Source organism: Fibrobacter sp. UWH1, from assembly GCF_002210365.1.
Lineage (GTDB): Bacteria > Fibrobacterota > Fibrobacteria > Fibrobacterales > Fibrobacteraceae > Fibrobacter.
Genome location: NZ_MWQG01000002.1, coordinates 105,448 through 117,299 on the forward strand (window position 1 = coordinate 105,448; position 11,852 = coordinate 117,299).

General features: G+C 51.0%; 10 protein-coding genes and 1 tRNA gene. 2 read left to right on the plus strand and 9 right to left on the minus strand.

Features of this window, described 5'->3' with window-relative positions; all coding sequences use genetic code 11:
• Positions 1–1,440: a pyridoxal phosphate-dependent aminotransferase gene (locus B7992_RS01575; RefSeq protein ID WP_073284741.1), complete on the plus strand. Its 1,440-nt coding sequence runs from the start codon at positions 1–3 to the stop codon at positions 1,438–1,440.
• On the opposite strand, the gene mqnE is transcribed toward B7992_RS01575, so the two are convergent.
• From mqnE to B7992_RS01615, 8 genes are all read right to left on the minus strand, one after another.
• Positions 1,437–2,477: an aminofutalosine synthase MqnE gene (gene mqnE / locus B7992_RS01580; RefSeq protein ID WP_073159896.1), complete on the minus strand. Its 1,041-nt coding sequence runs from the start codon at positions 2,475–2,477 to the stop codon at positions 1,437–1,439. The genes B7992_RS01575 and mqnE overlap by 4 nt on opposite strands.
• Entirely contained in the window at positions 2,465–4,216 is a 1,752-nt protein-coding gene (locus B7992_RS01585; protein ID WP_073159898.1) for an ATP-binding protein, read from the minus strand. The genes mqnE and B7992_RS01585 overlap by 13 nt, the downstream gene beginning before the upstream one ends.
• Positions 4,217–4,358: 142 nt before the next feature.
• Positions 4,359–4,432: transfer RNA gene (locus B7992_RS01590), tRNA-Met, on the minus strand.
• A 100-nt stretch (positions 4,433–4,532) separates the two neighbouring features.
• The gene (gene pgsA / locus B7992_RS01595; protein WP_073159900.1) at positions 4,533–5,708 is read right to left on the minus strand and encodes a CDP-diacylglycerol--glycerol-3-phosphate 3-phosphatidyltransferase; all 1,176 of its coding nucleotides are present in this window, start codon (positions 5,706–5,708) and stop codon (positions 4,533–4,535) included.
• A gap of 31 nt (positions 5,709–5,739) precedes the next feature.
• Positions 5,740–7,392, minus strand: coding sequence for a DNA repair protein RecN (gene recN, locus B7992_RS01600; RefSeq protein ID WP_073284747.1), 1,653 nt, complete (start codon positions 7,390–7,392; stop codon positions 5,740–5,742).
• 58 nt (positions 7,393–7,450) lie between these two features.
• Positions 7,451–8,227 carry a tRNA (guanosine(46)-N7)-methyltransferase TrmB gene (trmB, locus tag B7992_RS01605; RefSeq protein WP_249506174.1) on the minus strand — a complete coding sequence of 259 codons (777 nt, stop codon included), beginning with the start codon at positions 8,225–8,227 and terminating at the stop codon, positions 7,451–7,453.
• Between the two features lie 20 nt (positions 8,228–8,247).
• Positions 8,248–9,138 carry an MBL fold metallo-hydrolase gene (locus B7992_RS01610; RefSeq protein WP_073159904.1) on the minus strand — a complete coding sequence of 297 codons (891 nt, stop codon included), beginning with the start codon at positions 9,136–9,138 and terminating at the stop codon, positions 8,248–8,250.
• Positions 9,139–9,183: 45 nt separating this feature from the next.
• Positions 9,184–9,777, minus strand: coding sequence for a hypothetical protein (locus tag B7992_RS01615; protein WP_073159906.1), 594 nt, complete (start codon positions 9,775–9,777; stop codon positions 9,184–9,186).
• A 229-nt stretch (positions 9,778–10,006) separates the two neighbouring features.
• On the opposite strand from B7992_RS01615, the gene B7992_RS01620 reads away from it, so the two are divergent.
• Positions 10,007–10,813: an exodeoxyribonuclease III gene (locus tag B7992_RS01620; protein WP_088665451.1), complete on the plus strand. Its 807-nt coding sequence runs from the start codon at positions 10,007–10,009 to the stop codon at positions 10,811–10,813.
• Between the two features lie 2 nt (positions 10,814–10,815).
• Here B7992_RS01620 and B7992_RS01625 read toward each other — a convergent pair whose 3' ends face one another.
• Positions 10,816–11,832 (minus strand): spermidine/putrescine ABC transporter substrate-binding protein, encoded by a 1,017-nt coding sequence (locus B7992_RS01625; protein WP_254917577.1) that lies wholly within the window; start codon positions 11,830–11,832, stop codon positions 10,816–10,818.
• Positions 11,833–11,852: the final 20 nt, after the last annotated feature.

The following is an 11,852-nucleotide window of genomic DNA, read 5'->3' on the forward strand; positions in this document are numbered from 1 at the left end:
ATGAACCGTTTGAATGTTAGACTTTCTGAAAGGCTTCCCAATGATTTGACTCCCAGCCCCTTTTTCGAAGAGTTGGAAAAAGCGAAAAAGGAAAGCGCTCCGTTTATCGACATGACCGTCAGTTCGCCGGTTCGCGTGGGACTGCCTGTGGAATTGGACTCCGCGGTAGACGAAGCCCGCAAACAGTTCGGCCATTGGTCTCCCGATGCCTCGGGCTGGCGTGAGGCCCGAGACGCCGTTGCCGCTTACTATCGTGAAAGAGGTGGTCGCTTTACTGCAAACCAGGTCATCATTACCGCAAGTACCAGCGAAGCTTACTCTGTACTCTTTAAGACATTCTGCAATCCAGGCGATGCCATCTTGACGCCGATGCCCGGCTATCCGCTGCTGGATACGCTGGCCCAGTTGGAACATCTGGAATGCGCTCCCTATTTTTTGAAACTGATCCGCGAGAAGAAAACTGGGCTAAAGACCGTTCGCTCTTTACGTCAGGAACTTTCCGCGCATCATGCTGAGCGAAGCCCGCAGACTCCCGCCGAGTGTCATGCAGAACAGAACGTCGCTCCTTCGCATCATGCTGAGCAAAGCCCGCGGGGCGGAGTCGATGCATCTTGCCTTCCTGAATCTTCCGCTCCCCAGTTCCGCTTCGTGCTGGATACAGACAGCCTGCTGGCCGCTCCCGAAAACGCCCGCATCCTTCTGCTGGTTTCGCCCCATAATCCCACAGGCCATATTGTGGGCCTCGCCGAGTGGAATGAAATTGTTCGCTTCTGCGAAGAGAACAACTTGATTCTCGTGGTAGATGAAGTCTTCGGCGATTATGGCTTCAGCGACGAAGTCAAACGCAGTTGGCTGTATTTGCGCGGCGGAAACCGCAATGGTCTTGGTGACGGAAACATTAACGCCGACTTCTTTGACTGCGGTGGAAACGACATTGTCTTTGCTCCTGTAAACGGACCCAAGTGTCCCATTTTCTGGCTCAATGGTTTGAGCAAGGCTGTTGGCGCTCCGCAATTAAAATTCGGCTGGATGGCCTTCTATGCCCCCCGTGAAAATTTCGAAGAAATCCGTGCCGCCCTTGAATTCGTTGAAGACGCTTACTTGAGCGCTTCTTCTTGCGCCCAGTCTCTGGCGGCACCGCTGTTGGCTCGCTCCGCCGATTACGAAGCACAAGTTCGTGAGCGTCTGCAAAACAATTGGGAAACCCTTCGTGCCGCATTCCCCGGCAAGTATTGTCCCAAGGTTCTTGGGGGCTGGTATGCCGTGTTGCATCTGGGCGACGATGACGAGGAATTGACTCTTCGCCTACTTCGCGAAAAACGTGTGCTGGTACAGCCGGGATTCTTCTTCGATTTCGAAGATGACGGCTGGGTTGTAATTAGCTTGTTGCAAGAGCCTGCGTTGTTCGCCGAAGCGGTCGAACGCATGGTTGAGCTTTAAGAGAATCGTTCGTAAAGAGCGTCGCGTTCCACCGGTTCCAAACCTTCGTTCAAAATCAGCTGACGCATACGTTCCGGACTCATGCCCACGGGAACCTTGGCTCCTGCGGCGTGGGTAATCTTTTCTTCGATGATAGTTCCATCCAAATCGCTGGCACCGGAGTGCAATGCCTTCATGGCGGTCTCGATTCCCATCTGGATCCAGTAAGCCTTGATGTGGGGGAAGTTATCCAGGAACAGTCGTGCCACCGCCACCGTACGCAGAATATCTTCCTGACTGGTCATGTTGGGAACGATGCTGTGAAGGGCGTTGTGTTCCGGATGGTACACCAGAGGAATAAATGCGAAAAAGCCGGGGGCTTCATCTTGCAGGTCGCGGAGCATCTTCATGTGAGCGATGCGATGTTCCGGAGTTTCGATATGGCCGAACAGCATGGTGGCGTTGGTAGGAATGCCAATCTTGTGTGCCGCACGGTGTACATCCAACCATTCTTCGCCAGTTTCCTTACCCGGGCAAATCTGGTCGCGAACACTCTGCACCAAAATTTCGGCACCGCCGCCGGGCAGTGCATCAAGACCTGCGCCCTTCAACGTTTCCATGATCTGCAGGGGAGTCTGCCCAGACAGTTTGGCGAAGTGGGCGATTTCTACTGCGGTAAAAGCCTTCAGGTTGACCTTGGGAAATTCTACGCGAAGCTTGCGCAACATTTCGATGTAATAATCGAATGGGTGATCCGGATGGAGGCCGCCAACAATGTGCAGCTCTCTTGCACCGCCTTCAATGGCGAAAGCCGCCTTGTCGCGAATGGTGTCGTAATCCCAGTCGTAGGCGGTAACGCTATCTTTCTTGATCTTGCTGAAGGCACAGAACTTACAATGCAGAACGCATACGTTGGTGTAGTTGATCTGGCGGTTGTTCACCCAATAAACTGATTTGCCGTGGCGACGTTCCTTCTCTACATTTGCCCTGGCGCAAAGTTCTTCCAGGGGGGCGTTCAAAAATAAATCAAGAGCTTCGGATTCTGTTAGACGCGACATATAAGATTCTTCGGTAGATATTTCAGTACCATTTTTTCAAGCTGGTCGGCATGGATCGGCTTTGACAGGTAGTCTACAAAACCCTCACTCAGGTATTGTTCCCGTGCGCCTTCCAGTGCGTTGGCTGTCAACATGACAACAGGCGTATTAGGATTCATGTTGTCTAGAGACCGCATCAGACGGAAGGTTTCGACACCGTCCATCTTGGGCATCATGTGATCCAGGAAAATCAGGTCGTACTGTTTTTCGCGAACCATCTTCAAACATTCTTCGCCGCTGACGGCCGTATCGATTTGCATCTGGGTCTTCTTGAGAAGTCCCGAGAAAACCTTCAGGTTCATAGATACGTCGTCGACGACCAGGATGTGGGCGTTGGGGGCGTGGAACTCTTCGTGGTAAGTAGGTTCCTCTTCCTGAACAGAAACATTTATGTCGCCTACCGGCGTTGCAGAAACAATCTTTTGGGGAAGGCTAACCTTGAATGTGGATCCGCGTCCTGCAATGCTTTCGACTTGAATGGTTCCGTTCATCAGTTCGACCAACTGCTTGGTGATGGCCAGACCCAGACCGGTTCCTTCGATATTGCGGTGAAGCCTTTCATCAATTCGGCTAAAAGAATCAAACAGGTACTTCAGATTGTTTTCGGAAATGCCTACGCCAGTATCCTGGACTTCGATAATCAAGTTGATCCAGTCTTTTTCGCCAATGGTCGTATAAACGCGAAGCGTAACGGAACCGCTCTTGGTGTATTTGATGGCGTTGGTCAGCAGGTTGCTGCAAATCTGGCGGATACGGGGTTCGTCGCCTAGCAGGACCGAGGGCGCAGCCTGTTCAACATCTGTTCGCAGTTCCAGTCCCTTGCTTTCTGCTCGGTTAGCAATCAGGTTGAAGGAATCCTTAACCAAAATTCCCAGGTTGTATTCTGTGGGAATGATGTTCAGTTTACCCGATTCGATCTTTGAAAAATCAAGAATGTCGTTAATAAGGGAAAGCAAGGCCTTGCTAGATGTCTTGATATTCTTTGCGTATTCCAGGGAATCAGGTTCCTGGGATTCTCTCAGGATCAGTTCGTCGTTTCCCAGAATGGCGTTAATGGGGGTGCGAATCTCGTGGCTCATGTTTGCGAGAAAATCGCTCTTTGCCTTGCTGGCCGCTTCTGCCTTTTCCTTGTATTGGATGTTCTGGCGGAGCAGGTGGTTCATGTATTTCTTGTTCAAGTTGATATTTCGCTTGAGCAAGATGGCTATGGCGACTTCAGCTGTGTAAATGAAGGGGAGGCGGACGCGTACAGATTCCTGGTACTGGTAGCAGTATTCAAAGACTGGAGTGAAAAAGGCTATGGCTAGGATGGCTCCGATGAACAGAGGGAAGCCTACCGCTAACTTTGTGTGGAAACAGTAAAGGGCGATGACAGGGACTAGCACCACCCACATGACACCGAAACCTTCGTGACCGCCATTGATGATGTAGGTGATAATCAGGACGGTCAGCATCAGCATCGTGACGGGGGTTGCAACTTTTAGGGAGTCGAAACGGATGATGGTGAAGTAGCTGAAGAACATGATGAACGCGATACCACCATTGATGGCGGCGATCAGGGGCTCTTTTTGCATGATGTTCACCGCGATGAACATGGTGCAGATTATGGCGAAAACCAATGTCACAATCCTCATTGCGGGAATGTACAGGATTTTATCGTCGTTAATCAGTCTTGAAAAATTGTCGTCTTTTTCCTTCATCGGTGGGCAATTTAGAAAAATATGGATGTTTTTTAGAATACTATCAATTGGGTGTGAGGTTAATAACGTTGTTTTGGAAACAATGCTAACTAGGAGAAATGCAAAAAAGAAAAGAGATCTAAACTAGATCTCTTTTCTTTAGTAGCGGGGGCAGGACTTGAACGCTGCGACCTCCGGGTTATGAGCCCGACGAGCTACCAACTGCTCTACCCCGCGTCGATGTTGAGACCATATATAGAAAAAGCCTTGAACATTGTCAAGGCTTCTTGTGCATTTTTTTTGTCCGTCGGACGTACCGACTAGATCTGTATACTGATTAGACGAACTTCTTAAGGATATGCTTGCTAGAAACGAAGTAGTCTACGCCACTGAGTACAGTCACTGTGGTAATGACGCCCATGACAATCTGCGGGAAGTTTTCCCAGATGCTATCAAAGCCGGGAATCATCATGCGCACGGGGTCAATAGCGCCTAGGAGAATGGCTACAATGCCTGCGCCCTGGAGGGCTGTCTTCCATTTACCGCTGCGACGGGCCGGCATAATCAGACCTTCGCTTGCCGCCAGAGTGCGTAAGGTTTCAACGCTGGATTCGCGGAAGTAAATAATCGCGACCATCCAGACGGGTGCGTAACCTGTTGCGATAAAGCACATGAAAATGGTCATGTTGGAAATCTTATCGCTGAAGGGGTCCAGATATTTTCCGAGGGTGCTGACTTCACCCATTTTGCGGGCGAGATGTCCATCCAGAAAATCGGTCAGCATAAAGCCAAGAACCATCACTAAGGACAAAGTCTTAAAGACCAGGCTGTTGTTGCTGTAGTTCAGGTCGTTGTCGTAGAAGAATACCCACAGGAAGAAAGGCGTCAGAACAATGCGGCTCATGGTGAGCTGGCTAGCAATAGAAAGAGGCTTGCGGTGTGCGGGGTCGCGGTAGTACCAGTAAGCGTAAGCTGCTGTTGCTGCAAGAACCAGCAGGATGCTGGTGACCATGGCAATCTGCTGATAGTCTTCCAGGTTCAGCAGGTAGACACCCATAGTTACTGTAATAGAAATGTTTGAAAGCTTGCTCCAGCGGCGCTTACGGGGAAGTGTCTTTCCTTCGCGAAGAACTCCAAGAGAAAACAGAGTGTGCGCAATGGTTCTTGCCAGTAGAACTACGCAACCTACTGCCAGCAGCTTTTCCGCCTGGTCATTCTGCATCAAGTCGCGAATGAAAATGCTGGTCAGAACGGTAAAGGAGAGCATCCCGTCGATAAAGTTCAGCCACAACCTGTAATAGGGCTTTTCGATTTCCTGGGATCTGAGCTGGTAAAGATTGACCCAACCCATGATCAAGGCGATGCCGACAAATGCACAGGCCGTCTTGGCCATGCCAAGCCAGATGAAGGCGATGACCGCTAAAAAGACAACAGCGCGCATAGCGCTCCAGATACGAGTGCGTAGTCTTACTTCAGATTTTTTCTCTTCAGTTAAGATAGTTTCTTCAGTCATTTTTTTGTTCTCTACAAATTCCGTATAAAATCTACAAGTTTTCGTCCAACAATTGTTTTGCGTGTTCGCGAACTGTATCGGAATCACCCCCTAACATGCGGGATATCTCGGCGATACGCCCATCTCGGTCTAGTTCGACCACAGAAGTGAAGGTTCTGCCGTCAATTTCCTTCTTGCTGACGGCCAGCTGGTTCTCTGCGCGGCTGGCGACCTGGTGCAAGTGGGTGATGGTCAAAATCTGGTGGTGCTTGCCCAACTTGCGGAGTGCGTCTCCGATGCTGTTTCCCACTTCGCCGCTGATACCGGAGTCCACCTCGTCAAAAATCAGCAGGGGCACGCGGTCCAGTTCCGCCATAACGCTCTTGATGGCCAGAAGCATACGGGAAAGTTCACCGCCAGAAACGGCCTTCTGCAGGCTCTTGAATCCTTCGCCGGGGTTGGGGGCCAGCAGGAATTCAATGCGGTCGGCGCCGTTGGGCGTGAGGGCCTGTTCCTCGATGGAGGTCTTGAATTCAGCCTTGGGCATGCCCAAACTATGGAGAATTTCGCTGACGGCGCTGTCGTAACGTTCGGCGGCGTTCTTGCGGGCTTCGGTCAAAAGGCTTGCGATGCGGTTCAGTTCCGCCTGTTCCTTGTTTGCCTGGCGTTCCAGTTCCTCAAGGTCGGCGTCCAGATTTTCAAGACTATCCAGTTCGGTGCGACGCTGCTCGGTCAGTTCTATAAGGCCTGCCACGTCGGTGCGGTACTTGCGCTTCAATTTCTGGATCTGGGCGATGCGGGCATTGGCGCGATCGATGTCTGCCGCACTTACCGCTGCAGACGGCGACAGTCTCATCAAGTCCTTGCAGATACTTTCAAAGGGGTCCGCCACTTCAACCAGGGCGTTCAAATCTTCGTCGTAGTCGGGAACCTTGGCGGCCAGGGTGCGCATCTTGGCCTGCAGCAACTGCACCTGGTCTAACAGTCCGTTTTCACCGCCGAGAATTCCCTGGACTTCATCCAGGTAACGGCGTTCCGCTTCCACCTTGGAGGCGCTGTTTACCTTTTCTTCAAGAGCTTCTTCTTCGCCTTCTTTCAGGTTGGCCTTAGAAAGTTCCTCGAACTGGAACTTTAAAAAGTCCTTCTGGGCCGCAAGATTCTTGGCCTTTTCTTCGGTTTCTACAATCTTGGACTTGATACCGTTCCATGCAGACCAGTGGCCTGCATATTCTGTCAGCAGGTTTCCGTTGCCGGCGTAGTCGTCCAGCATCTTGGCGTGGGTGCGGGTGTCGCGGAGCAGCAGCTGTTCGCTCTGGCCGTGCATCTGGATCAGTTCTTCGCCCAGCTTCTGCAGGTCAGACAAGTTGACCACGGAACCGTTTACGCGGGCTCGGCCCTTGCCGTTTTCCAGGACTTCGCGGCGGATGATCAGTTCGTCATTTCCGTCGTCCAGTTCCAGTTCCTTGAGAACGTTCCTTACGTCATCTTCGCCAGAAATGTCGAAGGTGGCTTCCACAACGGCCTTGTCGGCGCCAGTACGAACAAAGCTCCCTTGAGCCTTGTCTCCGCAAACCACGCGAAGTGATTTCAGGAGAACGGACTTACCAGCACCGGTTTCGCCGGTGATTGCAGTGAATCCCTGACGGAAGGGAACTTCCGCTTCCGAGATCAGGGTGAAACCATTAATAGAAAGCTGCTTTAACATACCGCAAACAAACTAGAAAAAATAGCATGTCAAAAGATGACAAGGACCGGTTGCTTTTTTACTTCTCGAACTCGATGATGGAGCGGTAAATGGGGCGGCCTTCCTTGCGGTACTTCTTTTCGAAGCCGGTCATGATACCTTCGGTAGGCTCAGCTTCGTTGCGGACCAGCACCTTGCAGCCGGGGAAGTTGTCGAACACTTCAAGAGCCACTTCGTTGTATTCCTTGTGGTCGGTGCCCCAGTAGAAAATACGCTTGCCGGGCTTCATCACGCGGGCCACCTGTTCCAGGAAGTCGGGGCGGAGCAGGCGGTTCTTGTGGTGGCGTTCCTTGGGCCACGGATCCGGGAAGTACATGTGGAAGGCGTCTACGGTATTGTCCTTGACGCAATCGCGGAGGAAATAGAATACGTCGCCGCGGAGCATGCTGGCGTTGTTCAGAACGCCTGCCTTGTCCATCTTGCGCTGGGCGAATGCGGCCCAGGTGTAATCCCATTCGCTACCCATAATGAAATAGTCTGGGTGCTTGGCGGCATAGTCCGAAATAAAGCTGCCCTTGCCGGAACCGATTTCCACTTCGATGTGGTCGTTGTGGGTGGGGAACATGTCCTTCCAGTCAAAGTCCAGCTTGTGGGGGAGTCCGTCGGGGGTTGCAATGGGCTTGCGGTCACCGTTGGTGCGGAATACATAGTGCCAAAGGGCCTTGGCGTTTTCGTCTTCCTTCAGGTCGCGGAAAAATTCCGGAATGACCACTTCCTTTTCTGCGGCTGCGGCGGCGCCCTCAACCACTTCTTCAACTTCGTTTTTTGCTTCTTCGTTCATAATTTCTTTTTCCATTTTTATTCGGTTTGCACGCCTTATAGCAGAACCACAATTTTATCCTTGAATTCTTCGGGAATAGCCTTGGCTATTACATCGCGGATGTACTTGTCGGAGTACTTCATGGAGAAATGGCTCAGGATGATCTTTTCGCACTTGACACTGTCGCCCATTTCCTTGAGGGCGTGTACAATGTGGTTGATGTGGCTGTGTCCTTTCTTTACACTCATGGCCTCATCTTCTGGCGAAAGGAATGTGCATTCCGTAATCAAAATCTTGGACTGGAAAACGCGGTAGTTGTCCAGCAGGCTTTCTCCCAGGCAGTCTCCCATGAAGCTGACTAGGGGCTCGTAAACTTCGCGGGTGATTTCCACCTTGTTTTCGCGGAGGGCGATCAGCTCGGCAGGGGTTTTCTGCAGGAATTCTTCCTTCAACTTTTTTTTGTAATGGTATACGGTGCCGCCCATAGCCGGTATGGAATGCTTTACTTCAAAGGCTTCCAGGGCCAGGTCCTTACGGTACTCCAGGAACTGCAATTCGTTTGGGGCCACGGGGACAATGGTGGGCAGACGGAACTTGTTTTCGGCGACCCCTTCGAACAGGGCTTCGGCACGGATCCAGTCCTTGGCCCGTTCCGCGATGTTTTCGGGAATGTAATAGACGCTATCCCGTTCTACACCCATCATCTTGCGCAGGCTGTGATGACGCATCAGGCAGCGAGCATGGTCGCCATGGGCGTGAGTCAGAAATACATGATTGATGGAGGTGGCCGACAGGGGGCATTCGCCCAAGTCAACGCAGAAATCCAGTTCGGGCATCTGCAAGTAGGTGGCCAGCCCCGAAATAGAGAAACCCGACACAGAAGTGGTCGGCGTTTCTACATGAACTTGCTTCAGGGCATTATGGATGTATTTATTTTCTGCAGCCATTAAAAACCAGTCAATTTTTTATGGCGCAAATTTAGAAAAACCAATTTATTTGGTCTTTGCATTCTCTTCGATCAGACGATCAAAGTCGGCACAGCTCAGAGCTTCGATATGGTTACCCATGGCGACGCTACGAGTACGGGCGTTACCCTTCTTTTCGGGAATGCGGAAGCAGAAATTATAGATGTTACCCTGGTCGGTGGGGATGCCCATCTTGAAGACGCGGATACGTTCTGCACCCTTGTTGTAAATTTCGTGATAATCGTAAGTGTTCTTGATCTTCTGCAGGCGCTTTTCCTGGCTGAATTCCATTTCGTCGACGATAGGGCCGTCCAGATAGAGGGGGAGGGAGTTCTGGAAACGGAGCTCCAGCATGTTGCCGCTCTTGACGATGGAAGTTTCCTGAGGCTTGATCAGGTAGCGCTGCTGAGGAATGTTCTTATAGGCGCGGCTCTTGACCGTTCTTACACCGCACATTTCGCGCATATCGGGTTGTTCCACAAAGTCGATGTCTCGGCAGATGGGGGGCAGGTTTGTGGGAACTTCAAGATTCTCTCCGCTGGAAGAACCGGCGCAGCCAGTCAAAAGGGAGATTGCAGACGAAAATACGATGCCAGATAAGAACAGAACTTTAGATTTCATGGCTTTAAATATACGTTTATTATTTGGATTTGCGTTTTTTTTATTAAGATAATTAAAAAAGATTTAACGTTTTTATAAGCACGTTTTGTAAACTTAATTTAACAGAGTCGCTTTTTTTTGTGTTTTTGGGCATGAACCTCCCTAAGTGAAAAAACGAACACTTTTTTTGACATTGAATGACAGGCTAAAAAAGCTATCTTTGGCGCCGAAACTAAAGATTAGGTGTCGAATGAACATTTATAGTTGGAACGTCAATGGCTTGAGATCTGCTGCCAAGAAAGGCTTTGCCGATTGGTTTAGCTCCACAAAGCCGGATGTCCTCTGCCTGCAGGAAGTGCGCGCAGAAGAAGATCAGATTGACGAAGCTATTGCACATCCCGAGGGCTATTTTGCCTACTGGAACGCCTGTAAGCGCAAGAAAGGCTACAGCGGGGTGGGTGTCTTGTCTCAGATTGAACCTGATCGCGTGAATTACGGCTTCGATATCGAAGAATTTGACGACGAAGGCCGTGTTTTGCAGTTGGTCTTCCCGGACTGGGTGCTGAACTGCATCTATTTCCCCAATGGTGGCTCCGGCGACGACCGCCTCGACTACAAGCTCCGCTTCTACGATGCCTTCCTTGAAAACAGCAAGCGCTGGTTGGACGATGGCAAGCATGTGGTGACCGTTGGCGACTACAATACCTGCCACAAGGAAATCGATATTGCACGTCCCAAGGAAAACGCCGATGTCAGCGGCTTCCTGCCCATTGAACGCGCCTGGATGGATAAGTATGTGGAAAACGGCTTTGTGGATAGCTTCCGCAAGCTGCACCCCGATACCAAGGACGTCTATTCCTGGTGGAGCAACCGTTTTGGCGCCCGTGCCCGTAACGTGGGCTGGCGTATTGACTATGCCTTTGTAGATGCCGCCCTGGTTCCTAACATTGTCAGCGCCGAAATCCACACCGACGTAAAGGGTTCAGACCATTGCCCCATCAGCATCGAGCTGGAACCGCCCTTTGCCCCTCTTCCGATCAAGAAGAACGAAGGCTAGTTTTATCTTCGTTTGATGTATTCCCAGGCCTGATCGTAGAATTCTACGGCTTCGCCCACATCTTTCAGGAACACCAGTCGAGAAATGTCGCCCCTGGTGGGGTTGACTACATTGTTTTTCTTGAAAACGCTGTCGATGATGTTCAATGAGGACTTGTTGGGGGTGGCGTAATTGATGTATTTGGCCAATTTAGCCCCGGTCTTGGTGTCGAGAATGTAATTCATGAAGGCATAGGCTCCCTCAGGGTTCGGGGCCTTGCTGCTCAGGAGCATGGCGTCTACCCACATGAAGGAACCCTCGATTGGAATGGCGAACTGTAAGGTCGGATCTTCTGTCATGGCGGCCATGGCTTCTCCGTTAAAGACCACTGCGGCCCAGTTTAGCCGAGAAAGGACCTTGTTTTTACCGCTGACAGAGCCGTCAAACCCTAGGAAGTTCTTCGATTTGGTAATGCCCTTGATGAACTCTGCGGCAGCTTTGATCTGTTCGGGATCGGTGGAGTTTGCGTCATACCCCTTGGCCATAAGGGCCATGCTGAGCATGGAACGGCTTTCGTCAAGGAGGCTAAAGGACCCTTTGTTCCTTTTTTCATCCAAAAGTGTGTTGTAGCTGACCTTAGAAGGGCTTAGGGTTGTGTCGCGGTAAAGGATTCCCGTTGTACCCCACAGGTAAGGCACGGAATATTCGTTGGTGGTGTCATAAGGCGGGTTGAGGAACTGTTCTGCAATATTTCTTCGGTTGAACACCTGGTTCGTATCAATTTTTCCGATGAATCCCAGGCGGATCAGCTGCGGAATTACCACGTCGCTGGCGATGATGACGTCATATTGACTGTTGCCGGAGGTCTGTATCTTGCTGATCATCTCTTCCTGGGCTTCGTAAAGTTCCAGGTGGAGTTTGTAGCCGGTCTTCATCTGGAAGTCTGTCAGCATGGACGGGTCAAAGTATTCGCTGTAAATCATTACAGTTACTTTGTTTGGGTTTTGGTTCTTGTTCTGATCGCCTCTGCAGCCAGCCATGAAAACGGCCAGGAAGACGA